We start from the raw sequence: 24,952 nt of genomic DNA, 5'->3' as shown, positions 1-24,952 counted from the left end.
CCATAAAATGAGGTTATTACTTCCACTCGGGCAACCAAAACTTCACAATGTAGAAATCGATGATGACACTGTAATGATGCACAACCACATCAACCATAAGGCCCTTTAGATCCACTACAGAAGGCGCCTTGAAAGCCATAGCCGCCGATAAAACCAGTATCACAAGAAAGGCAATTAATCTTCGCGCCCGGTTCTACGAATGCTTGGCTTCCAGGTATTTGAGATACCAAGGGGATTTTTCCTCATTGGTAAAACACATCCCATCCAAGGTATTTACAGTGGCATCCAACACTTTGCCCACAGGCTCTAGGCCTGCAAACAAACCCTTCACTCCAGATCGAAACCCATCGCGGATTCTCCGGCACAGTGTGTGCAATTGTTAGGTCAAACTCAGGTGGCAACAGCTCTCTCAACTGCTGTATTGCTCTGCGGGATTACGTCACCCAACAACATCCTGACGCCAGGCTAGAACCAATACAAACCTGTACATCTATAAAGTAATTTGCCGTTTGGATCAGGGTTTTTGAACGACCAGGGACTTCCTGCAGCTCCTACACATCGAGAAACCTGGGCGAGTTATAGGGCTTGCAGGGATAAATCCCTTAAGAAATACAGTCCTCGAACGGACAATTTCCCAACTTTGGCCGTTCCACCTTATAAAATACACAGTCGCGTATCCTCAGCCGCCCCAATGCAGTACTAGGTTCGTAGGTGATTCTTTGCAGAATACCGTTCATAAATTTCCGCTTGCAGAGGTAAGAAAAAAACGACTCTCAAAAGAGCTACGTCAAATACAGAAAATTGAAGACTAAAAATACAAAAGCCCGCACAAGGCGGGCTCCGATATATCTACTCTAAGATTAGGCTACAAACTACAGCATCAAACTTTAATTAGTTCTATCATGTCAACTCTGAGCAACGGGCTCATCTTTTTTTAACCAACCGAATTTAAGAGCTAATATAAAACCGGCAAAGGCAGCCGCCCCAAGAGACAATAGTGACAACTTAAGAAGAGCCCAGATCATCCCAGACATACTGGACTGACTATCGTAATTACTCGCGAGCTTATTTACATTTGGATTTTCCTTATAGTAAGCAATATCCAAAACGCCTCTCTCTACAGCCTTCTCGCCCTCACCATTTACAAGAGAAATTTTTCTCTTAAACTCTTGGTTATCAACAAAAAATGAATAGACAATCGTATACCTAACTGTTGTCCTACCTTTTTTTGTACGAGTGTACGAATCACTCTCTACAATTTTGGCCTCAGTAAAAACTGGTGCCTTCGATATTTTCATATCAGCCAACATTCCGTTAGCTTCAGTGAACCCCCAACTGCCTGCGATAAGGATAAACAGGCATATTATTAGTACGGTTGTTTTATTCAACATCGGTAAATCCATTTTCTCACAAAAGAAATTAATTCTAACATGCGAGCACTCACCCAAAAGCACATAACACTTTTCTAATACAATTATTTGTTGGACACCTGTACAAAAAATGGCGACTCATTGAGTCGGGTTTAGAGAAATCCAAACTACGGAGCCGTCCAAGACACAGAGAAGTTTTATCGGCCCACCCTGGTTGCGTGCAGGCTTCATAAGCCTGTACAAGCTTCCATATATCTCAATATATTAATCCGCTCTTTTTTCACCGCAGAATGGAGGACAACCAAAAGGAGAGTGGTAAGTGATTATTAATCTATTTTCACCGACTAAAACACATGGGCTCCATTTGCCACTGTAAATTCTTGAATCCTTTACTGGTCTAAATCTTCGGGTAAGGAGGAACACCCTTAACAGCCTGATAACACCGACGCCAACAGCTGCTACCGCCAGCGCATTAACACCACAATACAGTTATCCACATAAGGGACTGAGTGCATCAAGCTGATAGAGAAGCTATCCACAAACAGTCAAACTGCCAACATATATCGCGTTTAACACTACCAATGGTAGCTAAACACTCCTCAACTCTGCCACAGCAACCAGAAATAGTAGATACAACACCAGCCACCTCAGCAAAGAACCGCAACGACAAGCCCAACATATCCACTCCGGCGGGTTCGGACACAAGCCAAGAATACTTAGTAGCAGCAAGGCTGCCAGCGGATACAGAACCGTTAAACCCGTTTTCGACGTCCTACAGCAGACAGGCGCACTCACACGCAACGGCCAGGGTTTTGCCCTGGTGCACCATGGAGGGCTGCCCAATGGGTAAGCTGGTGAAAGGAACAGCCTGGGCCAAAGAGCAATTCGAAAAAGGCTCCCGCCCTGGTAAGGAGAAAATCTTGGAGTGGATAGAGGCCGAGCATATCCCCGGCCAGATCATCGCAGGGGAGCCTTATGTGGATGCCGACAGGTTCGCCATACGCGACCATACCGGCAAAACCCCAGCACAGAACACCGCCGCCAACGATGGTCAGCCCAAAAGCGGGTTAGACCTGTTGGCAGGCTGAGAGCAGATTAAGCAGTAGCCGAGCAAGGAAATGGCCAGACCTAAAAAGACCCGCATGTGGGGCGATATACAACTTCCAGAAAACCTTTATCCAGATGCACGCAAACGCGAAAACTACTGGCGATATTATCTGCCCGATGGTCGCAATAGAGTATTTTCCGCAACACTTGAAGATGCAATACGAATGGCTGAAGAAGCCAATGCTATGCGCGGTGAGAAAGTCCAGCGTAAACCAGCCAAAGCCCCCGATAGAGCAAGTTTCGCCTACCATGCTGCACGCTATATAGAATGGCGAGTAGAGAATGACCCACGCTTAGCTAACAAAGCCAGCTGGCGCAATCGCTGTAACGCCCTAAAGCGCTTTGGGGAGGACTTTGAGGCCATCCACATACACAAGGCCAAACTCGCGGATCTGCGCAAATGGTGGGAGTCCCTTACCTTTCACCAGCAGCATGCACGCCGTTCGGAATTTAATAAATTTTTCAATTTTTTAATGGCTGAAGGCTTGTGCAAACTGGAAAGCAACCCGTTTACCACAGCCGATGATCGACCGCGTCTACTGGAAAAAGGAAAGCCTACCAAGAAACGTCAACGGCTCACCCTAGAGGCTTACTGGACCATTTACGAAAGGGCCGGTGAGATGGGTTATGAGGCTCTGCAAATAGCTATGGATATCAGTATGCTCACCACTATGCGCCGCGCTGATATTTGTGAGCTGAACTTTGAGAAACACCTACAAGGCGACCATCTACGCAAAACAATCAATAAATCCGAGGTGCAACGGGATAGCCTCGCCGCCAGCCACCTAAGCTTTAATTTAAAAACCCACCAACAACTCGGCAAACTTATAAGCCGTGCAAGAGAACTCAGCCTAAGAAATTACCGCTGCCCCTATATACTGAGCCATACACCTAAGCAACGGCGCACGGGGAAAATTAAAGAGCATGTTTGCCAGGTAATCCCCGACCGATTGAGCGATATGTTTACCGAGGCTCGCAACGCTACCGGGCTCTTTATCGGATTACCCAAAAACCAAACTCCACCCAGCTTCCATGAAGTTCGTAGCCTGGCCTCAGATCGGTTTAAGCGAAAGGGGTATGATGTAAAGTCGGTGCAGCAATTGATGGCGCATACTGATGAGCGTGTCACACAGGCTTATCAAGCGGGACACGGCATCGATTATGAGGAGATCAATATCTTTTTGGATGAACAGGCTATCGGAAGGGAGTATTGAAAGCGGCAGGCCTGATCAAGAAAGACTACTTTAGCCTTTCACCACTTAGAACTGATTAACTTGAAATATAGTTAAAGTTTAAATCTAATAATTTTTCGAACTTAGTCAGTCTCCTCTACTACCTTTTCAATTCTCTCTTTTAGCCATCCACCAAAAACCACGGGCTTCCAGTCTTTTCCAACTTTGGAAGCTAGGTCAGCCAAGAAACCTATACCGCCACCAATAATGCCCCCTACAGGCCCCGCGACTGTGGCCCCTATAGCTGGACCTCCTATCAACCCAAAAATATTTAAAGCTTTACGACCTCCCGAAATCAAGCCACTTTCCTTTGCCACCTCATTGTGATAGGCAATAATTGCATTTTTGTCTCGACCATTCTCTTGCTGCAGCCAATTCCGAAATTTTTTTGCTTTTGATCTTATTTTCAATATCTCTCTAAGTGGGAGATGATTCGAGTTAACTAATAATCTAATATCCGGAAATTCAACTTGGCCTTTTAATTCCTCAATGATATCTCCGGACTTCATGAAACGCTTTTTAGATTCATAAAGTTTGTCGCCAACAAGTGCACTCATCGGCTGAGGAAGAAAAAGGTCGCTACCCAAAGTTGCAGCTGACCAAATCAAACGATTTGAGATCGCAGAGGCTGTAAGTGGAGTCCCAAGATGAAAGTTTACTTTCGAGCCTGCTAGCTGATTCAACTCTAAAAAATCAACATTAAATTTAAGGTTATGCTTGGAGCCATCTGGTGACTTAACTACAGATGCTTCAACTTCAGGAGGTTTGCCCAGAGAATTCATCCTGTAAACTTCATCCACAAAGGACTGCAGGATCAATGCATTCCGTCTTGGATTCTTATAGTCTTCTCTAGCATTTTCTATAGCAGGACCAAACTCCTCGGACTTTACCTCGAACACATTATCCTTAAACACAGAATAAAGATGCCTTCTGTGTCTTGCTTTTGGAAATAACTCTTCTATAGAACTGTGATACAAATATCGACTCTCAAAAGAATTCGGTTCCTCCTGTAATGTATCTTGAATATTCCATATAGAATACTCACCATTCTTCATTATCGCAGTACTTAAAAATGAATACTCATAGAACTTTAATATTCCCTCGCTGAGAAGCATATAAAAATCATTTAGAGCTCCATTCTTTATAAACCAATTAATGAATTCAGCCAGCTGATTTTGATTGGATGGATTTACTATTACGGTGTCATAGCATATTAGAGCTTCAGCAAACAAGCCTATATCAATGCTTTTATCAGAGTTTCTCAAGCTTGGAGAGGCATAGGCCCATGACTCTATAGGCACCAAAACAGAACTATTTCCCGACATTAAAATCCCTTTTTTCAACACTATTAGAAAACACAACACCAGCCTGAAGAGACTAGGAAATAGTAGTCTCTCTATCCAGCTTACCGACAGGTACGCTTTATAGCCATATCCCTATATTCTCAGAAAAGTGCTGAAGGTCAAATACCGTCCTTAACTACCACTATTAGAGGGAATAGATACCCAGCATGCTATATCCATAATTTTGAATTAGAAAATAATGAGTCGTTTTAAGGAGCGCAGTTTAAATCGAAATTAAAAGCTGCCGGAGGAAGGCTCTGAAAAGGTGTTGTGAATAGGTGAAATTTCAGACGAAAAAAAAGGGCCTGAAGGCCCTTTTTTCTTTCTTGCGAGTTTTTGTTCACGTTTTTGTCCAGTTTTTGTTCACCGGATAAGAGGTCGTGACCCTCTTCTCGCAACCCCTTGATAGACAAGGGAAATTTGGTGGAGCTAAGCGGGATCGAACCGCTGACCTCAACACTGCCAGTGTTGCGCTCTCCCAGCTGAGCTATAGCCCCAAATCCTTTTTGCTTAACGTTTCCGTTGAAAGCGAGGCGCATTTTAGCAAGGTTTAGGCGCCTGTCAACAGAAAAAATAACTTTTTAATCAATTAGTTACGCCGGACCGGCACAGCCCCCTGCCGGGGGCTGTAAAGCGCTTAGGGGAGTGAGGCGTACTCCTTTTCCCAGCGTTTGAGGACTTTCTTCCCGGCACCGCCCAGGGCGTCGATGGCCTGGCGCAGGCGGGCGCGGCTGAGGTCAGGGCCCAGCAGTACCATGGCGTCCATCACCGAGAAGGAGGCCGTGGTGCCACTGATGGCGACAAACAGGGGCGCGTTGAAGTCTTTGAGCTTGATCTCCATGGCCGTGGCCAGGGACTTCACACCCTGGAAGATACTGTCGCGATCCCAGGTGCGCAGGGCTTCCAGGCGCCACAGGGTGAATTGCAGTAACTTCTTCTGCTCTTCTAATTCCAGCTTGTTGCCACTGAAGCTCTCTTCGGTGAGCGGCAGCTTGCCTGCGGCAAGGAAGCTCACCAGCGGTGCGAAGTCGCCAAAGGTCTCCATTCGCTCGCGGGCATGGGGCAGTACTTTGAGCAGATTCTCGCGGTTAAACATCCAGTCGACGAGGCGATCGGCGAGCTGTTCGTTTTCCAGTTCGCGAATCCACAGGCCATTCAGCCAGGATAGTTTTTCCACATCGAACACCGGGCCGCCCAGGGAAACGCGGTGGATATCGAAGTGCTCGAGCATTTCCTCTAAAGAAAATTTCTCGCGCTCATCCGGCATGGACCAGCCCATACGGCCCAGATAGTTGAGCAGTGCTTCGGGCATAAAACCGGCGCGCTGGTAATAAAGAATCGAAGTAGGATTCTTGCGCTTGGACAATTTGGTTTTGTCCGGGTTACGCAGCAGCGGCAGGTGACAGAGCACCGGCATTTCCCAACCAAAATATTCGTACAGCAGTTTGTGTTTGGGCGCCGAGTTAATCCACTCTTCGCCACGCAGCACATGGGTGATCTCCATCAGGTGATCATCCACTACGTTGGCCAAATGGTAAGTGGGCATACCATCGGACTTGAGCAGAATTTGTGCATCCACTTGAGCCCAGTCGATCTCAATAGAGCCGCGCAACAGATCTTCCACCACGCAGGTACCGCTCTCGGGCACATTCATGCGCACGACGTAAGGTTCACCGGCGGCGCGGCGCTTTTCCACCTCTTCTTCCGGCAATGCCAGGTCGCTGGGCTTCAGTGAAGTACGGCCGGCCTCGCGCAGCTCTTCGCGCAGTTGCTCCAATTCTTCGGCGGTGCGGTAGCAGTGGAAGGCATGCCCCTTCTGCACCAGTTCATCACAGTGAGTTTTGTAAATATCACCGCGTTCGCTCTGCCGATAGGGGCCGTGTGGGCCGCCGACATCCGGGCCTTCCTGCCAGTCCAATCCCAACCAGCGCAGGCTGTCGAGAATCGCCTGCTCGGATTCCGGGGTGCTGCGCTGTTGATCGGTATCTTCGATACGCAACACAAACTGGCCACCCTGGGCGCGGGCAAAACACTGATTAAACAGGGCGATATAAGCAGTACCAACGTGGGGATCACCGGTTGGAGACGGTGCGATTCGGGTTCTTACGGTCATGACAAACCTGATTGACGGTGAATAAAGGACACTTAAGGCGCGGGATTATAGCGCTGGCCGGGCCTTGGGCACAGGCGTAGAAAAGCCATCAAGAAGATCTTTTAGACGCCACAAACCAAAAAATACCCACAAATGGCGTGACTTAAATCACAAAAAAAGTATCATTTCCGCCATAAAGATGGAATAGCTTGACTAACGCAGTACCCCTGACCTGTGCAGGATCTTCGCGAGCAGCTTTTCACAGAACGATAACCAACGGCTCAGGAAGATACGCCATGCACAAAAATGTAGTTCGTTCACTGGTCTCTGCCGTCGCAGCAGGCATCCTTTTCAGCACCTCGGCAGCCACTATGGCGGCTTCAGATAGCGCCAGCAGTGATATCACTCTTAGCTTTACGCCAACTATTGAGATTGCCGAAGTTGGTGATGTTGCAATAACCGATCCCGCGTTGGGCACCGATGCGGTTGCCAGTGAAGCCTTTTGTATTGGCGGTTTTGGCTTCCCCACGTTCAGCATCACCTTCGAAAGCAATGACGGTATTAACGATACCGCTTTCAGCCTTTCCGGCAACGGTCTCGACGTACCCTACAGCGTGGGCTTCGATAACAGCACCAGCGGAACTTTTACCGCGGTCAACGAAGGTCAGGCAGTCACCGGGCAAACCCGCAACGCCGCCTCCTGCAGTGGTTCAGACAACGCCAGATTCCAAATCACTGTTGCCAATGGCGATTGGCAGACCAGCGATGTCCTCAATGGCACCAGCTATACCGATACCCTGCTGATCACCGTAGCTTCTGAATAATTTTTTGGCGTGGCCGGATAGGATTTCCAGCCAAACCGATCGCAGTTTATGGCAGGAAGTCTTAATAAATGGCATGCGCTGGCTTTTTGCCTGGCGCAAGCCATTCACGCCAATACCTTTGCAGCCACAGCAGCGACTTTTCTGTTGGAAACCTCTGCGCCGGAAGGATTTGATACGCTAACCGAACCGCAGCAGTTGCTGGCGGATCTCTACTATGGCGGCCGTTATATAGGCGCAGCGCAGATTACCGCTGACCCCACCCATGTTCATTTCGACCAGTCCGAATTATTACTCCCGCTGCTGCCAGAATTACTGGATAGAGAGGCGGTGCTGGCGGCAATCAGCAAACCTTTACCCAAAAATTCGCAGTATGTATGTCGCTCGGCCAGGCAAAAACACTGTGGCTACCTGCTGCCCGAAAAAGTGGCTGTGATTTACGACGAGAGCCGCTATCGGCTCGACCTGTTTTTTTCCGCAGACTTGCTGCCACAAGAGGCGGCCATTTCCGACCCCTATCTCCCTGCATCTACCAGTGCGTTTTCCATTGTGCAAAACCTCAACGGCACCTGGAGTGGAGTGGAAAGTGATCTCGGTGGCAACAGCCACAGCGCAACTCTAAATGGTAATACTATCGTCAGCTTTGGCGAGGGCGCCCTGCACGCCCGCTGGTCCGCCGCCACAGAGCAGCACAACCAAATTAGTGCGCTGCATTGGTCCAGGGATTACCGCGGAAAAGCCTACTCAGTTGGTTTACTACAACCCCAGGGTGGCTGGCACTATTTCGGCAGCCAAAACACACTGTATGGACTGGAGTTACGCAGCTCACAGCTCAGTCGCACAGATACCAAACACCGGCAGGGCGCACCACTTGAAATCAATATGCCGGTGCGCGGGCGTGTGGAAATCTATCGGGACAGGCGGCTGATTCACACGGAAATGCTGGAGGCCGGTAACCGCCTACTCAATACCAGCACCCTGCCCCACGGCGCCTACGAAATCGAGGTGCGTACCTTTGATGAGATGGGCCGGGCATTGCACCGTCACACTGAATTTTTTACCAAGGATTCCCTGCTGCCCGCTCCTGGGGAATGGTCCTGGAGTTTTCACGCGGGCCAACCTGCGCAGTCCTTTAGTAATACGCAAACGCTACCCGAGCGCTACGATGACATGTTGGTGCAAGGGTCTATTGCCCGCCGACTTACCAGCAATCTAGGGCTCTTTGCTGCGGCGAGCTCAACCCGGGAGCAACAACTCTACGAAATCGGCACCCGCTGGATAGGGCGTTATTTTGAAATTTCACCGAGCCTAGTGACCAGCGACGATGGGCGCAATGGCCACAGGGTTCAAGCACTGTTGAAAACGCCTTTCGCCACACTGAGCGCCATTGATACCAGGCTGGATAACGCCACGGTATTTAATGAGCCGAATAGCCTGCAGCTGTTGCCCAACGGTTATTCACAGCGCAGCCTGGCTCTGCAAAGTGGTCTATTTGGGGGGCAACTGGCTTTGCGTTTGCGCAAGCGAGATAGCTCCTACGATTTACTGCCCGGAGAGCAGACCGACCGGCTGGAAAGTGCACGCAAACTCACCACCCTCTCGTTTAAGCGCAATATCTTCAAAAGCGCAAAGTGGCTCGGCAGTGCGACCCTCTCCTACAATGAGGCCGACGAACAACAATACACCGGCCTGGAGGTAGAATTCCGGCGGCGCTCCAAACACTGGCAGCACAGTGCAAATCTACATAGTGAACGCAGCAACCACAGTGGCCGCGAACAGCGGTTGGCCCTGCAAACCCGCTGGAACGATAGAGACTTATGGGCTGCGGAATTTGAGCAACAGCTTTCCGCGGAGAAAAGCACACAGACTCGCTACTTAGAGAGTCGCAGTTATCTCGCCGGCCATTTCGGTTATTTAAACAGCACCCTGGGTTTTAATAGCGATAACACCGGCAAGGGTTTCAATTACCTGGGCGGTTTCAGCACCAATTTGATTGCAACGGGGAATACCCTCGCCTGGGGCGGCGAGCGCACATTGGAAAGCGCAGTCATTATTGAAATTGATGGCAGCGACCAGCAGGATTTTGAAGTGTTAGTGGACGGCACCCGACGCGGTTATGCCAAAGGCGGTGAAAAGTCTGTCATCAACTTACCCGCTTTTAAAAGCTATGACCTCTCCTTGCGCCCATTAGATAACGGTTTCTTCGATTACCGCGAGCAGAGTGAAACCTTTACCCTGTATCCCGGCAATGTAAACACCACAATCTATCAAATAGAGCAACAGCGGCTCATTTTGGGGCGCCTTACCGATATGGGAGAGGGCTTACCAAACACCCGGCTTTCCATCGGCGAACACAGTACCACTACCGACCAGTACGGCGTATTCCAGCTGGAAATCAATACAAACCAGAAAAGCCTGCGCTCCCAGGAATTAACCTGGGATTTGTGCCGTGCTCCCATAAATATTCAGTCCTCTGGAGAGAACTGGCTGAATATCGGTACCATTGAGCAATCCGAGGCAAGCTGCCAAATGGAATACACCGCGGAGGTAATCGGTGCGCAACGTTAAAGACCTTCTCGCCAAACTCCTATGGCTGGGTTTGCTTTTTCTATCTTGCCATATGCCGGCCCAGGCCCAGAGTTGCTCCAGTAATGACAACTTACGCACCTGTAACCTTGGCGGTACACACAATCTGAATTACCAATCCAATACCAAGGAGATTGCCTTTACCTTGCGCAGCCGCAGTTCATTCGGTGGCCGCGCTTACTCTTACTATGCCGAGCTCGCGCCTCTGAGTGGTAACACTTTTACACTGACTGCCGACAATGGCGATACCCTGGATATTGCCTTTACCTTAGACCCCAGCAATAGCGATGCACAGTCGCTCACCCTCAATAATCTCGCGGGCCCTTTTAACGGTAGTCGCAACGATACCAACGCCTCCCTTTTAGTGGAAATTAACAACGCCAAGACTCCCTCTTCCAATCAATACACCGGAAGTTTCCAGCTCACCCTGGAGCAATACTTCCTTATCTTCGTGACCGATAGCGAAACCGTAGACTTTGATATCGTTTTGGAGGTAGAGCCCAACATTGTCATTCGCAGTTTGGGGGATATTGACCTGAGCAATTCGGGCATCTCTTTTGGTCAACCGATTGAGGGGCAGGAGGATTTCTGTATTGGAGGCATTGGTTTCGACCGCTATACAGTCAATCTTTCCAGCGGTAATGGCAGTACTGGCAGTACTGGAGGAAGCGGGATTTCCCCTTATGCCCTCAAAGGCGCCGCTGAGAGCATGGCTTATTCGGTCAGTTTCTCCGATGATTTAAATGGCAGTAGCGCCAAGAGCCCAAATAACCAGGGCGATATACCGGGATCATTTGTAAGGCAGTCCAACGAAACGTGTGTCAGCGACAACGCCAGAGTGACTATCTCAGTTGCCCCCTCAGACTGGGAGCAGGCCGGGGAGCCCATTTATACCGATGTATTAACCGTCACGGTTAGCAGTCAGTGACAAGTAATTTATCCAGGTATAGCCCTTAGACTTAGGTAACTGGCAAAGCAAAAACTTTAAACAAACAAGTATTCAATCGGCCAATAGTTGGCATCAGCATCCTTTCCCAGCCTCACCCAAAAATACCATCAGAAAAATAAACTTCATCCATTTGATTTCGTTGAAAATCTCTTTTAGTCATTAAAACCAACATTCACTACGAATAAGCCATTTCATCTCCCCCAGAACTAAAAAATAGAAAATATTGCGACAAACAAAGCTTATTATCACCGGTAAAAATGAGAAATGATTAGCATTGCTTACTGGCCTACTGGGTAATCTTTCCTATTCTTTTAACCACGGAGCCGACAGTACGCTTCGCTATACTCATTTGGTTAAAGGATAAAAATAATGAACCATATTTCACTACGCCGTGTCGCCCCTATAACGATGGCTCTCCTACTACCTATTGCAGCTCCAGTGGCATTGGCTGTCAACGCCAACGCCAATACTGAAATAGTACTGCAGTTTACCTCAGCTATTAGCATTAACGGTCTTCAAAACCTCACCATTGCAGATCCGACCTCAGGCAATAATGCCGTTGATTGGGAATCTTTTTGTATTCGTGGCATTGGATTCTCTACTTTCGAAATTCTCTTTGAGAGCGAGAATGGCACCGACGAATATATACTGACTGATGGAACTATAGATATTCCCTATCACGTCGGCTTTGAAAATGTGCCCAATGGAGGCTTTGCTCCCACCATCGAGGGAGTCGCCTTGACTGGACAAGCCATCCAAGATCCTGGTAACTGCAATGGAAATGGAGCACCGGAAAATTCTACTTTTGAGGTAACCATTTTAAATGCGGACTGGGAGAATGCCAGAGTTTTAAGTGGAACCGAATATACCGACACCTTAACGATCACAGTAACGTCGGAATAACCAATAAAAAACCAATCTCAATTCTGGTAATAGCTTTTTATGGTAAGAAAAAAACCCGCCAGAATCTTTCGCTGGTTATTATTGCCTGTATTATTCTGGCAGGTAACAGTTTTCTCGGAAGAGTTTGTTAACCCCATAACAACCAATATACCGGCGGGTTTTGAGGATCTCACTAAACCACAGATGGTTGTGGCCGACCTCTATTATGGCGGCCAGATGATTGGCGCGGTACAAATTACTGTGCATCCCACTGTTATCGAATTTCATGACCCAGCCGCAGTCATGAAATTACTACCGTTACCTTTAAACCCAGAGCGAGTGGAACAACTTCTTCAGCAACCGCAAAGTAAAAATACAGATCGAATATGCCAAAACGCTGCACAAATTGATTGTGGATTTATGAGCCCTAAGGATTTTGCGGTTATCTATAACAACAACCAGTATCGATTAGATGTATTTTTCTCCCCGGATCTACTGCCGCAACAAGTAGCGATTTCCGATCCTTACCTACCGCCTTCAAGTAGTGAATTTTCATTAATCCAAAATCTGAGTGCGGCCTGGGCCGGCAATCATTCTGACGAAGCGGACAACAGTTATCACACAACTTTTAATGGAAATACGATTATTGGATATGGCGAGAAGTCGCTTCGCAGCCAGTGGCACTACTCAGACGAACAGGGGTATCAGGTTAGCAACCTGTATTGGGCAAAAGATTTTCGCGGAAAAAACTACTCTGCAGGACTCTTTCAACCCCAAGGCAATTTCGGCTATTTCAATACCTCACGATCTGTTTTCGGTGTAGAGTTTCGCAATTCTAGACTTACACGTACAGACCTTTCCTACCAGGAAGGTGCACCGGTTGAAATAAATATGCCCGTGCGCGGGCGGGTAGAAGTTTACCGGGAAAACCGCCTGGTTCACTCAGAGTTACTGGATGCTGGCAACAGGCTACTCGACACCTCAAGCTTACCCAGTGGAGCCTATGAGATTGAAGTCCGTACTTTTGATGAATCGGGCCGTCCTCTCACCAGCTTCACCGAATTTTTTGCCAAAGATTTCTATCTGCCCGCACCAGGAGAGTGGCATTGGAGCCTGCTCGCCGGGATGCCTACAGATTCAGGCAGCTATCGCGGCCTACCGGGATATTATAATGAAGGTCTTGTACAGGCCTATTTAGGCCGCAGGGTTTCTGACAATATAGCGCTCTTCAGTACTATTTCTGCCACGGAAAACCAGCAATCCCTGGAGTTAGGTGCACGCTGGATAGGAACTCGTCTGGAGCTTTCCCCTAACTTTTTGGTAGGCCGGAGAGGTCAAAAAGGCTATAGGTTTGAAGGCCTGTTCGAACTTCCCTTCGCCACCTTAAATGCCTCCATTAGCAAGCTGTATGGAGATAAGCATCTATACCCGCGGGATGAATACCCACTACTCCGCCATAATTTTTCCCATAAAAATATAGGCATTCAGAGTTTAATTCTAGGTGGCAACCTCTCGCTTCGATACAGCGAAAGAAGCCGAACAACGGCAATTTATTCTGACAATATTTTCGGCGGGCCCGACTCAAACAACACCAGCAAATTTACTACACTTGCCTATAGACGATCACTCATCAAAAAAAGAAACTGGTTCGGAGATATCACCTTTTCCTACAACAAGTCAGACAACGAAACCTATTCAAGCATCGATTTTCAACTCAGGTACTACGCTGATCAATGGCAACACTTTGCCACGGCCCTTAGAGAATTTGGCAACAATCAAAGAGAAACCCCGCATAGACTGAGTTTTGAAAGCCGGTGGAACGATAGAGAGCTATGGTCTGCAGAAGTGGAGCAAGCCTTAGGTATTGAAAATACAGACGATGGTTATTACCTGGAAAGCCGCACCCGTCTTTCCGGCCGCCAAGGCTTTATCAACTCGGCAGTTAATTACAGCAAGGATGGCAATAATCGCACCACCAACTACCTGGGTAGTTTCAGCACCAACATTATTGCTACGAGCAAGAAGTTTGCCTGGGGAGGAGAAAGGGCTTATGAAAGCGCCATTATCGTCGATATAGACGGCAGCGAAAATAATGATTTTGAAGTGCTTGTCGATGGTTCACGCCACGGTTATGCAAAAGGGGGCAAAAAATCGGTTATTAATTTGCTCCCATACCGCAGCTATGATGTTACCTTGCGACCACTGGATGATGGATTCTTTGAATTTAAGGAAAAAAGCCAGTTTATTACCCTATACCCAGGAAATGTTTCCGAGACCAACTACAGCATACAATCACTCTACGTCATTATGGGTAGGTTAACTTCTTTTGGTAACGGTATCCCTGAGACTCTTGTTTCAATTGGTGAGCATGAAGTAATAACAGATCAATTTGGTGTCTTTCAATTGGAAGTCCCTATTGAGATGGAGGGTAATTCCACCCTGGAGGTCAAATGGCTTAACTGCAGTATTAGTGTTCAGGTCGAGGACTCCGGGGAAAACTGGATCAACTTAGGAACGCTACAACAGTCAGACGCCTACTGTCTCCCAGCCTTTGAAGTCAGCGAACACAATGAAAAGCAATAACAAGCTCCCCCCCCTAAAACCTCTAAGCCTGGCGACATTCATTGCAGGGTTCACCATGGTACAGCCCAACCTGTCATTGGCGGCCTGTACCGGAGATGTTTATTTGCGTACTTGCGATCTACAGGGGAGCCATACCATTAATTATGAGGCATATAAGAAAGAGGTCGATTTTACCTTACGCAGTAATCGAAATGGTCATGCCCAGCCCTTTGCCATAAAGGTTACCCCCGAGACTGGAAGAAAATTTCAATTGTTTTCTGACAGTGGAGATTCATTAGATATATCTCTTTCCTTTTCCTCTCGGAACAGTGCGTCTACGCCTTTACGTCCGGAAATATTCAGTAACCAATATCCCGGCAGCCTTAACGATTTAAATAACTTTCTAAGTATAAAGATCAACCCTACCAACGCAATCACGTCTAACTATTACTATGGTCACTTTCAGATGGAGGTGATGCAGTATTTGGATTCACTTCCTGCAGATTCTCAAATAGTGAATTTTGATATTGAAATGGAGGTTGAACCTAGCATAAGCATCAGAAACCTTGGAAATATTTATATCACTGATGCAAGCTTTTCTTCTGGGCAGGATATCACCGGCCATGAAGATTTCTGTATTGATGGAGTAGGATTTAGTAACTATCTGGTTAATTTAACGAGTAGAAATGGAATTACTTCAGGCGCCAGAGGAGCAAAAATGTTTCAGCTCAATGGTGCGATGGAGAGCCTTCCCTATGCAGCATCCTTTACCGACGATATGAGCCAAACCCGTGGCGCCAGAACACAGAGTATAGGGCAAGCTCGAGGCACCCTTTCACGCATAGCACCTGGACGGTGCTTAACAGACAATGCCAGGCTGATTGTAACGATTCCCGCCGGCAGTTGGGAACAAGCCAGAGGCTCCTACTATTCAGATGTAATAACGGTAACAGTTACCAGTCAATAACAGACACCATAGGCACCAAAACTTTTTAAAAGTTCTTAAGAATCTCTCGATCAGATTGCTGCTTTACAACATTAACTTGCGCTGACTTACAAAGTACTTAACTTATAAATACAGAATAATTGAATGCAGCAAGGCCAAAACCCTATGCCTTACTGCCTCCGTTGAGAATCAACTTTTCAGTGGAAAGCGGATTTTTTCGCTGTTTTGGCCGCGTAATAACACTTCCAGCTCACCATTGGCTGGCACATCCGCAACCTCAATGCTGGTACCGGCATAGAGTCGGCCGGAGGCTTCAAGTTTTTCGCACTCCCCTTCGGCAAAGCAGTGACGAACTTCCACCACCTCAACATTAATATTGCCATTATTGGTGAGACGATAGGAGCCATTTTCTTTTACCAACCCAACCTCGTAGGCTCCACCTTTTGGCTGGACAAAAACCAACGCCTGGTAAGCCACAAGAATTTTCAGCGCAGTTTGCTCAGACTTAACTTCACCGACAACCGGCTTAAAAGTCACTCGGTAGACTTTCTCTTCCTCCAAATTGCGATCGAGCGCCATCAGGCGAAAGCGCTTTCTCTCTCCTGGGGCTAACACGGCTTTCGATGGGCTCACCAAGAGCTTAAACTCATCGGGATTGATCACCCTGACTCTCTCTTCATTCTCCCGGCCTGGGTTATCCACACGGAAAATTTCCGTCTGCACGTAAAGAGTTTCTTCATCTGGGTTACTGATTACGACATCATCCCTTGAACTGGGACCATCCTCCAAGTAGAGGACAATTTTATCCACAGACATGGCGGCCATTACCGGCTGGGCAATCAGCATTACAAAGGCAATGAATAGTTTTTTCATAAGTGACCGAGTATTTTGAGAGACGATTATTCTAAACCCGTCATTTTACACTGGTGAAATGTTGGTTACTTCTTTTAAAAGCAGACACAAGAGCAAGATAGTTATTCTGCGCTGATTATCAACTCTGAACCCCCTTTGATCTCTCCCTCAATCAGACACCGCTTAGCCCCCAGATCTAGGGTCCGCTGTCCCCTCCTGAAATCCTGCGTCAAGACCGTCACGCTAATGTGCTGAACCGGGAAATTCCGCAAACATAACTCGCGATGAATTCCCCCCGCTGCCTGTCGCAAAGTTGCGTTCGGCGGAAAAACTAGCGTAATCTGCGCCGTCGCAGTGGCTGAACTACTGGCGACTGCAGGGTGCATTGTAAAAACACAAGCAAGCCACCAGAAAAGCAAAACCACGCCTAACCTGATACTGGTCATTGGCGGTTAATACCTCTTTACAGTACGGCAAACACCATCCGTACAGACAACAAAAGAGCGATACTTTTTAATTTTAGCTATGGAAGTTACCGCTGCCAGCCGGGCTACTGGCAAAGCCTGATTTCAAGGGCTCAATTCATATCCAATTTTCATCGGCACTCCACTTGCAACCCCCCCTCCACAGTCTATTTTTCCTGTAAGACCCAATTCCACCCTGGGCCATTGACCTTTGGGTTACAGAGCGCCAAAGCGCCTATATCCAGCCGACAATAACGCTTGCTTTCCGGATTTGACTCTCATGCTAATCGCGCACCGTGGCGACAAAACCCGCCACCCGGAGAATACCATCGCCGCTTTTGAGGCTGCCCATAACCTGGGCGCCTGCGCCATTCAGTGCGATGTCCGCTTTAGTCTGGATGGCACACCCTGGTGCTACCACAACGATACTCTGCCTCTCCCCAGTGACAGACGTCAGCATTACTTTCACGACCTGAGGGACTCCCAACTCAACCGCCTGCCTATCGATTCCTTTATACAGGTTGTGGACTGGGCCAGTTGTCATCGACACCTGGATTGGTTTGTGGGCATCTCCGCAGCCAACATCGCCAATATGGGATTTACCGCTGCAGTAAAGAAGTTGTTGGAACAAATGCGCAATGAGCGCGAATCCTTTGCCCTACTTACCCAGGATTGCCGCAGTCTCCGGGCTGCCCGCAATATGGGCTGGCACAGGGTGGCCCTGCAGATCAGTAGTGTACCGCGCTGCCTGTCTGCCGATATTGTCACCCTCGCCCCGGAGTTTCTGTTGATCCGCGATAGCTTTATCGACTGTGAGGAGTTACCACCGGGCCCCTGGCAATGGGTGGTCTACGAAATCAATTCCGCCGAAGAGGCCGTACTCTGGCGCAAGCGGGGAGCGCACCATATCCTCACCGGCAACCTGCCGCTGTTGATGCGCTCCCGGGAAGCGAGTGATGTCTACGGATTTTGATGTCCTGGTAGTTGGCGCGGGAATACTTGGCGCGGGAACCGCTGAGGCCCTAGCCAAGGAACACCACTCGGTAGTGATACTGGAGCAGTTGGGTATCGCCGCAGCCACCTCTTCGCGTTCCTCAAAGCTGATCCACGGCGGCTTGCGCTATTTGGAGAGCGGCCAGTTCCGCCTCGTTTATGAGTGCCTGCGCGAACGCAGCTGGCTACTGGAAAATAAACCCCAGTTAGTGCGCATGGTTCCCTTCTATATTCCGGTCTACCGTCACAGCAAGCGGTCGCCATGGATGGTAAGGCTGGGGCTCAGCCTCTATGCACTGCTCTCCGGTATCGGCAGTGAGTCCTCGCGCTTTCGCGCTTTGTCGAAATCGGAGTGGGATACCCTGCCAGGCCTCAAGCGGGAAGATCTACTTGCAGTGTTTCGTTACTACGATGCGCAAACAGACGACGCTGCGCTGACCCGTGACGTGGTTGCCTCAGCAATTGCTCACGGCGCACAAATCATTTGCCCCGGCAGTCTGGTAGGCGCGGAAGTTACCGATGAGGGCGTGCGGGTTGATTACGTGGCCGATGGCAAATTGAACACCTTGCACACCCGCGCACTGGTCAATTGCAGCGGTCCCTGGGTAGCCACCACCAACGCGCGCTGCTCACCCCCAGTGCCCCTCCCTCCAATCGACCTTGTGGCAGGCACTCACATACTGCTGCCACTGTCCCTGGGCAACAAGATCTTCTATGTGGAGGCCGAGGACCACCGCGCAGTGTTTGTAATGCCCTGGCAGGACAAGACCCTGGTGGGCACCACAGAACGCCCATTCTTCGGCGATCCACGGGAAGTAGTGCCCACCGTAGATGAGGAGGCTTACCTGCTGCGCACAGTGCAGCAGCACTTTTTCCAGACCCGCGGACTAAAGGCGGAGGACATTTGCGAGAGCTTTGCCGGGTTGCGGGTCCTGCCGGAAGCGGAGAAGAGCCCTTTTGCCCGTTCGCGGGAGTCCATGATTTGCTGTGACAATGAGCGCAAGCCGCGCATTCTCGCAGTTGCCGGGGGCAAGCTCACCAGCTACCGCGCCACCGCACGCAAGCTGGCCAAAAAGCTGCAAACCACTCTGCAGGATAAAGGCCCTCCCCGCCAAAACACTTCTTCAAGCAGCAATACCACCAGCGCTTCTGAGCGCGAGCGCAATCTTTAACGCCCCCTATAAAAACCACCTCGCAAGTGAAGTTTCACAAGGCCTTGGAAAGTCTCCTTAGGGTCTCGGTTTTACATCCCATATAATAGGCGGCTACTCTGGTTTTATGACTCTTTTTTCACCGCAGTTTATGTCCGATTTCAGCCCCCACCGCTTTTGTACCGCGCCACTCTTGGATTGGAGTGACCGTCACTGCCGCTATATGTGGCGCCTGTTGAGCAGGCGCGCCCGCCTGTATACCGAAATGGTAACCACCGGGGCGATCCTGCACGGTGATCGTCAGCGTCATCTGCAATTCAACGCCGCCGAGCTGCCTGTCGCCCTGCAACTTGGTGGTAGCGATCCCTGGGAGTTGGCAGAGTGTGCGCGGATTGCCCAGGAGTGGGGTTATGCGGAAATCAACCTCAACTGCGGCTGCCCCAGTGACCGTGTGCAGTCCGGGCGCTTTGGCGCCTGCCTGATGGCGGAGCCCGATATCGTGGCGGCGGGCCTCAGCGCTATGCGCGAGGCGGTATCGATTCCAGTTACGGTCAAACACCGTATCGGCATTGACGATATGGAGGACTATTTAGGCCTGACCCGCTTTGTGGAGGCACAGGTAGCGATCGGTACTGAGACCTTTATCGTCCATGCGCGCAAAGCCTGGCTGCAGGGCCTAAGCCCCAAGGAAAACCGGGAGATTCCCCCGCTCAACTACGACATGGTTTACCAGCTGAAACAGGATTATCCACAGCTACAAGTCATCATTAATGGTGGGATTAACTCCCTGGAGGAGTGCCTGCAACATCTCCAGCGCGTTGATGGTGTTATGCTGGGTCGTGCCGCCTACCAGACCCCGGCACTTCTTACCCAGGTGGATAGCGTGTTGTTCGGGGAGAGCGAAGGGCCCGACGCGGCGGAAGTCGTCGAGCAGATGCTGCCCTATATCGAGCGGGAGCTGTCGGGCGGTCAGCGCCTCAATCATATTACCCGGCATATGCTCGGGCTCTTCCAGGGCCTGCCCGGAGCGCGCCGTTTCCGCCGCCATCTCAGTGAGAACGCCCACAAGAAAAACGCGGGGCCAGAGGTTGTAGAAGAAGCCTTGTCGCTGGTCACCCAAGCGGCTTAAGTTGGAAGGCTAGTGTTTCAGAGAAAGGGAAGCCAATAATCATCGAAGGAATCGCTATGAATAAACTGGAACAACTCAAACAACGCAGCCAGGTAGTGGCAGATACTGGCGATATCGAGGCCATCCGCCGCTATCGTCCTCAAGATGCCACCACCAACCCCTCTCTTCTCTACAAGGCTGCCCAGCTGCCCCAGTACAGGGGCCTGATCAAAGAGTCGCTGGACTGGGCGGTAAACCACCAGGGTGGCGCCAACCCCACGGAAACGGCACGCCTGGCCGCGATCAAACTGGCGGTCAGTATCGGCAGCGAAATATTGCAACTGATCCCTGGGGTGGTTTCCACAGAGGTAGATGCGCGCCTGTCCTTCGATACCCGCAGCACTATTGACTATGCCAGACACCTTGTGGCCCTGTATGAACGCGAGGGGATAGCCCGCGAACGGGTACTGATTAAGATCGCCGCCACCTGGGAGGGGATAGCCGCTGCAGAAATACTGGAGCAAGAGGGCATTCACTGTAACCTGACCCTTTTGTTCTGCTTGAGCCAGGCCATCGCCTGCGCCGAGGCTGGCGTAACCCTGATCTCCCCCTTTGTGGGGCGTATTCTGGACTGGCACCTGGCCAACGGGGACCGAAAAGCCTTCAGTGGCGAGGAAGATCCCGGTGTACTGTCCGTGCGTAATATCTACCACTACTACAAATCGCGGGACTACAACACCATTGTGATGGGTGCCAGCTTCCGCAATACAGCGGAGATTGAAGCGCTGGCGGGTTGCGACCGTCTGACGATCAGCCCGCAGCTGCTGCAATCTCTGGAGGACAGCGAGGGGCTGTTGGTCGGTGGACTCCCCACGGTCAACGAGCCGCTGCCGCGGCCAGAGGGACGACTCAGTGAAGCGGCATTCCGCTACCTACTCAACAGCGATGCCATGGCCACCGAGAAGCTCGCCGAAGGTATCCGCAATTTTGTCAAAGATCAGGAGCGGCTCGAGATGCTGCTACAGAGCCAAGTCATGGGACGCCGGGAAACTGATGCTGCAACAAATACGTAAGCTGTTTGAACAGATTGGCAACAACGCCGATGTAGAAATGCACGATGAAAAAGACGTGCGTATGATCAGTGCCGCCTTGTTGGTTGAGGTGGCCACAGTCGATCAAAAGCTCGACCCACGCGAGCGCAACACTCTGATTGAATTGCTGTGCCAACACTACGCCTTAAGCAACCATGAGGCGGCAGAGATTATCGATGAGGCCATAGACCAGAGGGAGCACGCTACCTCCCTGTTTGAGTTTACTCAGGCAGTCAACGACCAGTTCAGCGAGAGAGACAAATACCTGCTGGTTCGGCAGATGTGGCAGGTGGCTTTTTCCGACGATGTGATCGAAGCTTTTGAAGAGCATCTGATCCGCCGGGTTTCCGAGTTAATTTATCTTCCCCATGGGCTGTTTACCCGCGCACGGGCAGAGGCTAGGGATATGCGGGACAGCTGAATTGCGGGGCGTGGGAAATCGGCGGCTTTCGAGTGGGGGCTGAGTGGTGAATTTCAGTGCAGGTGTGCAGAGGACTTGGCGTAGGATACGCATTCCCGCTCCAGGGTATGCACCAGATCGCGAAAGGTTTCCGCATTCTGCTCGTTCATGCTCATCAGTACCCGGTGGGCCTCCAGCACCTTCTCCCGCGCGGCACACTCATCGGGGGTTTTACACACCAGCGGCTTGGTCTCGACAGAGAAATCGCGCCTCTCATCACTGATTTCCATCAGGGAATCGAAACCCATCGCATCCAATAGGTGTTGAATACCTTTGTCCGTGACAAATACCAGGGGCTTTTGGCAGCCGCGCTCCTGAGCGCGAATTGCAATCTTGGCCATCAGGCCAAGGGTCGTACTATCGACACCTTCCGCACCGTGTAGATCGAAGGCCACACCGGCAAAGTCATTGCGTGCAAACATATTGTCGATAAAGCTATCGAACGAGGTGCATAGGTTGAGGCGGACATCGCCCATCAATTTAATGATGTAAACGCCCTGGTGGGCTCCAACCATAATTTGCCCGGACTGCATAACAACCCCTGGCTCACCCGGACACACTCAGAGGATGAAAGTGCGTATGGATGGCGATAGTTCACTGGTAGAGCAAAAACGCTTGTGACGGTTTTGCCGCCTCGGCATCTTTGTGCATAAAGTGGGCGGAGCTTACTCCTGACCGTGCGGACTGACAAGAGTGCTAAGGCACGAAATTCGACTATTTGGTCGACAAATCCACACCACTAGCCATGGGCTAGGGTAAGAATTGTAATATCGTCGGGTAACGCGCCAAAAGTATCTACTTTCAGACCTTCACACAGTGGCCCCAGCTCACCCCCAGTTGTGTCGATAAGCGCTAGTAGCTGTTCCTCTTTTTGCAGCAAATCCCCTTCGAGTAATTCCAGCACACCATCAGAGCAAGCCACCAGCCGCCAGCTGGAAGGGAGTTCCGCACACATTACCTGCCAGTCACCCTGCTCAAAGATCCCCAGCGGACGCCCCTTACCCGGCAGCCAATCGGCGCCAGCCGCACTGACGAGCGCCGGCATGGGGATCTGCCCGGCAACCGCATAGTGCAATTGGCCAGCAGCGGTATCCACCACACCGATAAACATACTGGCATGTTTCCCCATACCTGTGGACAACAGCTCGCGGTTGATGAGTTCCAGAACTTCCAGTAGATCCGCTCCCAGGGATTCCAGCTGGGAGAACAGCGGGCGTTCGCGCAAGCGGTGCATCACGCTGTTTTTTATCAGGGCTGTGACCAGCGCGGAGGACACGCCATGCCCCGAGACATCCACCAGGTAAAACGCCACAAAACGCTCCCCAAACAGACCGTAATCCACAAAGTCGCCGCTCAGATACAGGGAGGGAATCAGGCGGTAAGCGGCCTCGACACCGCCGGGATAAAAGAAAGGGCTGCGGGGTAACAGGTGTTGTTGTAACAGACGGCCGGCTTCCTGATCCCGGCGCAGTACTTCCACATGGTCGCGCAGTTCGCTATTGCGTTGCTCTAGGGTTTTACGATACTCGAGATTCTGCTGGGCGAGGTTTTCCTCACCGGTGATGCGGCAGATGACTTTATCGATCAACGCGGCCTGTTGAATGGGTTTGATCAGATAATCGCAGGCGCCCAGACGCATGGCCTGCAGGACTTCATGTAACTCCCCTTTCTCCGCAATCATCACAACCGCAGTTCCAGGGGATCGCTGTTTGATTTTGCGCAGTACCTCCAGCCCGTCCATATCGGGCAGGAGCAGGTCTACAACGACCAACTGAAACAGTTCGGGGGAGAATTGCTCTATGCCCTGCTGGCCACTATCGGCTATCGCAACCGAGAGCCCCTGACGCGAAAGCGCTCCACGCAGGAAGTTGCGGGAGCGCTCATCATCGGTCAGTAACAGGCTACTGGGGCCGGCCATGGCAGGCTCTTGAAGGCAGGTGTTTTACTCGCGGGTACTCAGTAATCACTAGACTCTTCGACTTCACCCTGGTCGATGGCTTCGGCGGCTTCAGTCTCTGTATCCACATCCACTTCACCATCCACGATTAGGAAGTCGCGGCGCTGCAGATAGGCATCACGCAGCAGTACATAGCGATCACCCTGCAGTAGGGATTCCGCCTGCAGTAAACTGGCGCGACCCTGGATAATATCGGTGGCCCTAAGGGTATAGCGCGTGGGATCATGCTCAACATAAGTCAGTGGATTAGTGTAGTAATCCACAACCTTGGCCGGCGTATCCCGTACAGTAGAGGGGCCCAACAGCGGCAGCACCAGATAGGGTCCGGAAGGCACCCCCCAGACTGCCAGGGTTTGACCAAAGTCCTCACCATCACCCTTTTCCAAGCCCATGTGCTTGGCAACATCGAAAAGACCGGCAATACCGATAGTGGTGTTAATCAGCAGGCGGCCGACATCATTACCCGCCTGGCCCCACTTGCCTTGCAACACCCCGTTAAAGGTATTAGTCACTTCACCCAGGTTGCTGAAGAAATTGCTGACACCCCGCTGCATAAACATCGGGGTAATCTGCCGATAACTGACAGCAGCCGGTTTCAGTACATAGCGATCCGCACCATCATTGAAGCTGAATATGGCGCGATTGAAACCCTCCCAGGGGTCTCGCAGGGAGAAGTCTTCTCCTTCCTCACCGCCAAACTCTTCCGCGGGATCAAAGCCATATTCATCAACCAGTGTTCCACTGGTGCCACCAGTAGAAGTACCATTTTGTTCGACCGCCCCAGGTTGGACTGAGGGAGTGGCCGCGTCTCCAAATGGGTCCTGTGTCGCCATTGCGCCCACTGGGGAAATGGCCAGCATCGCGGCCATCAACCAGGGCGATAAATCTCTGCGTCCTAGCAAAACCCTGCTCCTCTTATTTATCAAATTTCAAGGTCAGGGATTCTAACGCCCCCGCAAAATGTAAACCACCCTCGGCAGCATAGC

Annotated in this window: 21 protein-coding genes and 1 tRNA gene; 13 read left to right on the top strand and 9 right to left on the bottom strand. The window is 50.4% G+C overall.

Annotated features, from left to right (window positions below; translation table 11 throughout):
* Nucleotides 1–193: 193 nt before the first annotated feature.
* Together LC073_RS21640 and LC073_RS06290 are read right to left on the bottom strand one after the other, a co-directional pair.
* Nucleotides 194–322: a hypothetical protein gene (locus LC073_RS21640; protein WP_264190407.1), complete on the bottom strand. Its 129-nt coding sequence runs from the start codon at nucleotides 320–322 to the stop codon at nucleotides 194–196.
* Between the two features lie 583 nt (nucleotides 323–905).
* A complete protein-coding gene (locus LC073_RS06290) occupies nucleotides 906–1,391 on the bottom strand; it encodes a hypothetical protein (protein ID WP_226645059.1) in 486 nt (161 codons plus the stop codon).
* Nucleotides 1,392–2,212: 821 nt separating this feature from the next.
* Between LC073_RS06290 and LC073_RS06285 the strand changes: the two genes are divergently transcribed.
* Nucleotides 2,213–2,458: a hypothetical protein gene (locus tag LC073_RS06285; RefSeq protein WP_226645055.1), complete on the top strand. Its 246-nt coding sequence runs from the start codon at nucleotides 2,213–2,215 to the stop codon at nucleotides 2,456–2,458.
* A 30-nt stretch (nucleotides 2,459–2,488) separates the two neighbouring features.
* Complete coding sequence (locus tag LC073_RS06280) at nucleotides 2,489–3,691, top strand: tyrosine-type recombinase/integrase (protein ID WP_226645052.1); 1,203 nt, start codon at nucleotides 2,489–2,491, stop codon at nucleotides 3,689–3,691.
* A 101-nt stretch (nucleotides 3,692–3,792) separates the two neighbouring features.
* Here the strand turns inward: LC073_RS06280 and LC073_RS06275 are convergent, their stop codons facing one another.
* The 3 genes from LC073_RS06275 to gltX all read right to left on the bottom strand — a co-directional run bounded on the left by LC073_RS06275 (nucleotide 3,793) and on the right by gltX (nucleotide 7,165).
* The gene (locus tag LC073_RS06275) at nucleotides 3,793–5,034 is read right to left on the bottom strand and encodes a hypothetical protein (protein WP_226645050.1); all 1,242 of its coding nucleotides are present in this window, start codon (nucleotides 5,032–5,034) and stop codon (nucleotides 3,793–3,795) included.
* A gap of 439 nt (nucleotides 5,035–5,473) precedes the next feature.
* A tRNA-Ala gene (locus LC073_RS06270) sits at nucleotides 5,474–5,549 on the bottom strand.
* A 140-nt stretch (nucleotides 5,550–5,689) separates the two neighbouring features.
* Nucleotides 5,690–7,165: a glutamate--tRNA ligase gene (gene gltX, locus LC073_RS06265; protein WP_226645047.1), complete on the bottom strand. Its 1,476-nt coding sequence runs from the start codon at nucleotides 7,163–7,165 to the stop codon at nucleotides 5,690–5,692.
* A 275-nt stretch (nucleotides 7,166–7,440) separates the two neighbouring features.
* On the opposite strand from gltX, the gene LC073_RS06260 reads away from it, so the two are divergent.
* From LC073_RS06260 to LC073_RS06235, 6 genes are all read left to right on the top strand, one after another.
* The gene (locus tag LC073_RS06260) at nucleotides 7,441–7,968 is read left to right on the top strand and encodes a hypothetical protein (RefSeq protein ID WP_226645045.1); all 528 of its coding nucleotides are present in this window, start codon (nucleotides 7,441–7,443) and stop codon (nucleotides 7,966–7,968) included.
* A 48-nt stretch (nucleotides 7,969–8,016) separates the two neighbouring features.
* A complete protein-coding gene (locus tag LC073_RS06255; RefSeq protein ID WP_226645042.1) occupies nucleotides 8,017–10,533 on the top strand; it encodes a TcfC E-set like domain-containing protein in 2,517 nt (838 codons plus the stop codon).
* Nucleotides 10,520–11,479 carry a hypothetical protein gene (locus LC073_RS06250; protein WP_226645038.1) on the top strand — a complete coding sequence of 320 codons (960 nt, stop codon included), beginning with the start codon at nucleotides 10,520–10,522 and terminating at the stop codon, nucleotides 11,477–11,479. Before LC073_RS06255 ends, LC073_RS06250 begins: the two co-directional genes overlap by 14 nt.
* 390 nt (nucleotides 11,480–11,869) lie before the next feature.
* Entirely contained in the window at nucleotides 11,870–12,403 is a 534-nt protein-coding gene (locus LC073_RS06245; protein WP_226645036.1) for a hypothetical protein, read from the top strand.
* Between the two features lie 39 nt (nucleotides 12,404–12,442).
* On the top strand, nucleotides 12,443–14,965 hold the full coding sequence (locus tag LC073_RS06240; RefSeq protein WP_226645033.1) for a TcfC E-set like domain-containing protein: 2,523 nt from the start codon (nucleotides 12,443–12,445) through the stop codon (nucleotides 14,963–14,965).
* Entirely contained in the window at nucleotides 14,952–15,911 is a 960-nt protein-coding gene (locus LC073_RS06235; RefSeq protein WP_226645031.1) for a hypothetical protein, read from the top strand. Before LC073_RS06240 ends, LC073_RS06235 begins: the two co-directional genes overlap by 14 nt.
* A 168-nt stretch (nucleotides 15,912–16,079) precedes the next feature.
* Here LC073_RS06235 and LC073_RS06230 read toward each other — a convergent pair whose 3' ends face one another.
* Nucleotides 16,080–16,763, bottom strand: a complete 684-nt coding sequence (locus tag LC073_RS06230; RefSeq protein WP_226645029.1) for a molecular chaperone — start codon at nucleotides 16,761–16,763, stop codon at nucleotides 16,080–16,082.
* Between the two features lie 723 nt (nucleotides 16,764–17,486).
* On the opposite strand from LC073_RS06230, the gene LC073_RS06225 reads away from it, so the two are divergent.
* From LC073_RS06225 to LC073_RS06205, 5 genes are all read left to right on the top strand, one after another.
* Nucleotides 17,487–18,179 (top strand): glycerophosphodiester phosphodiesterase family protein, encoded by a 693-nt coding sequence (locus tag LC073_RS06225; protein ID WP_226645025.1) that lies wholly within the window; start codon nucleotides 17,487–17,489, stop codon nucleotides 18,177–18,179.
* Nucleotides 18,163–19,371 carry a glycerol-3-phosphate dehydrogenase/oxidase gene (locus LC073_RS06220; protein ID WP_226645022.1) on the top strand — a complete coding sequence of 403 codons (1,209 nt, stop codon included), beginning with the start codon at nucleotides 18,163–18,165 and terminating at the stop codon, nucleotides 19,369–19,371. The genes LC073_RS06225 and LC073_RS06220 overlap by 17 nt, the downstream gene beginning before the upstream one ends.
* 130 nt (nucleotides 19,372–19,501) lie before the next feature.
* Nucleotides 19,502–20,479, top strand: coding sequence for a tRNA dihydrouridine(20/20a) synthase DusA (gene dusA, locus LC073_RS06215; protein ID WP_226645019.1), 978 nt, complete (start codon nucleotides 19,502–19,504; stop codon nucleotides 20,477–20,479).
* A gap of 56 nt (nucleotides 20,480–20,535) precedes the next feature.
* Nucleotides 20,536–21,531, top strand: coding sequence for a transaldolase (tal, locus tag LC073_RS06210; RefSeq protein WP_226645011.1), 996 nt, complete (start codon nucleotides 20,536–20,538; stop codon nucleotides 21,529–21,531).
* Nucleotides 21,512–21,970, top strand: a complete 459-nt coding sequence (locus tag LC073_RS06205) for a TerB family tellurite resistance protein (protein WP_226645008.1) — start codon at nucleotides 21,512–21,514, stop codon at nucleotides 21,968–21,970. Before tal ends, LC073_RS06205 begins: the two co-directional genes overlap by 20 nt.
* 53 nt (nucleotides 21,971–22,023) lie before the next feature.
* On the opposite strand, the gene LC073_RS06200 is transcribed toward LC073_RS06205, so the two are convergent.
* From LC073_RS06200 to LC073_RS06190, 3 genes are all read right to left on the bottom strand, one after another.
* On the bottom strand, nucleotides 22,024–22,542 hold the full coding sequence (locus LC073_RS06200) for an STAS domain-containing protein (protein WP_226645006.1): 519 nt from the start codon (nucleotides 22,540–22,542) through the stop codon (nucleotides 22,024–22,026).
* Between the two features lie 206 nt (nucleotides 22,543–22,748).
* Entirely contained in the window at nucleotides 22,749–23,927 is a 1,179-nt protein-coding gene (locus LC073_RS06195; protein ID WP_226645004.1) for a PP2C family protein-serine/threonine phosphatase, read from the bottom strand.
* Nucleotides 23,928–23,965: 38 nt separating this feature from the next.
* Complete coding sequence (locus tag LC073_RS06190) at nucleotides 23,966–24,868, bottom strand: VacJ family lipoprotein (protein ID WP_226645001.1); 903 nt, start codon at nucleotides 24,866–24,868, stop codon at nucleotides 23,966–23,968.
* Between the last annotated feature and the right edge of the window lie 84 nt (nucleotides 24,869–24,952).

The organism is Microbulbifer variabilis (assembly GCF_020524905.1).
Lineage (GTDB): Bacteria > Pseudomonadota > Gammaproteobacteria > Pseudomonadales > Cellvibrionaceae > Microbulbifer > Microbulbifer variabilis_A.
Note: the sequence above shows the minus strand (reverse complement) of the source record. Positions and strands in the feature narration are given on the sequence as shown.

Bases quoted from the DNA above. Each gene is read 5' to 3' on its own strand.
- LC073_RS06290 (WP_226645059.1), bottom strand. From the start codon at position 1,391: ATGTTGAATAAAACAACCGTACTAATAATATGCCTGTTTATCCTTATC.
- LC073_RS06245 (WP_226645036.1), top strand. From the start codon at position 11,870: ATGAACCATATTTCACTACGCCGTGTCGCCCCTATAACGATGGCTCTC.
- LC073_RS06240 (WP_226645033.1), top strand. From the start codon at position 12,443: ATGGTAAGAAAAAAACCCGCCAGAATCTTTCGCTGGTTATTATTGCCT.
- dusA (WP_226645019.1), top strand. From the start codon at position 19,502: ATGTCCGATTTCAGCCCCCACCGCTTTTGTACCGCGCCACTCTTGGAT.
- LC073_RS06255 (WP_226645042.1), top strand. From the start codon at position 8,017: ATGGCAGGAAGTCTTAATAAATGGCATGCGCTGGCTTTTTGCCTGGCG.
- LC073_RS06260 (WP_226645045.1), top strand. From the start codon at position 7,441: ATGCACAAAAATGTAGTTCGTTCACTGGTCTCTGCCGTCGCAGCAGGC.
- LC073_RS06195 (WP_226645004.1), bottom strand. From the start codon at position 23,927: ATGGCCGGCCCCAGTAGCCTGTTACTGACCGATGATGAGCGCTCCCGC.
- LC073_RS06235 (WP_226645031.1), top strand. From the start codon at position 14,952: ATGAAAAGCAATAACAAGCTCCCCCCCCTAAAACCTCTAAGCCTGGCG.
- gltX (WP_226645047.1), bottom strand. From the start codon at position 7,165: ATGACCGTAAGAACCCGAATCGCACCGTCTCCAACCGGTGATCCCCAC.
- LC073_RS06275 (WP_226645050.1), bottom strand. From the start codon at position 5,034: ATGTCGGGAAATAGTTCTGTTTTGGTGCCTATAGAGTCATGGGCCTAT.
- tal (WP_226645011.1), top strand. From the start codon at position 20,536: ATGAATAAACTGGAACAACTCAAACAACGCAGCCAGGTAGTGGCAGAT.
- LC073_RS06285 (WP_226645055.1), top strand. From the start codon at position 2,213: ATGGGTAAGCTGGTGAAAGGAACAGCCTGGGCCAAAGAGCAATTCGAA.
- LC073_RS06230 (WP_226645029.1), bottom strand. From the start codon at position 16,763: ATGAAAAAACTATTCATTGCCTTTGTAATGCTGATTGCCCAGCCGGTA.
- LC073_RS06220 (WP_226645022.1), top strand. From the start codon at position 18,163: ATGTCTACGGATTTTGATGTCCTGGTAGTTGGCGCGGGAATACTTGGC.
- LC073_RS06280 (WP_226645052.1), top strand. From the start codon at position 2,489: ATGGCCAGACCTAAAAAGACCCGCATGTGGGGCGATATACAACTTCCA.
- LC073_RS06225 (WP_226645025.1), top strand. From the start codon at position 17,487: ATGCTAATCGCGCACCGTGGCGACAAAACCCGCCACCCGGAGAATACC.
- LC073_RS06200 (WP_226645006.1), bottom strand. From the start codon at position 22,542: ATGCAGTCCGGGCAAATTATGGTTGGAGCCCACCAGGGCGTTTACATC.
- LC073_RS06205 (WP_226645008.1), top strand. From the start codon at position 21,512: ATGCTGCAACAAATACGTAAGCTGTTTGAACAGATTGGCAACAACGCC.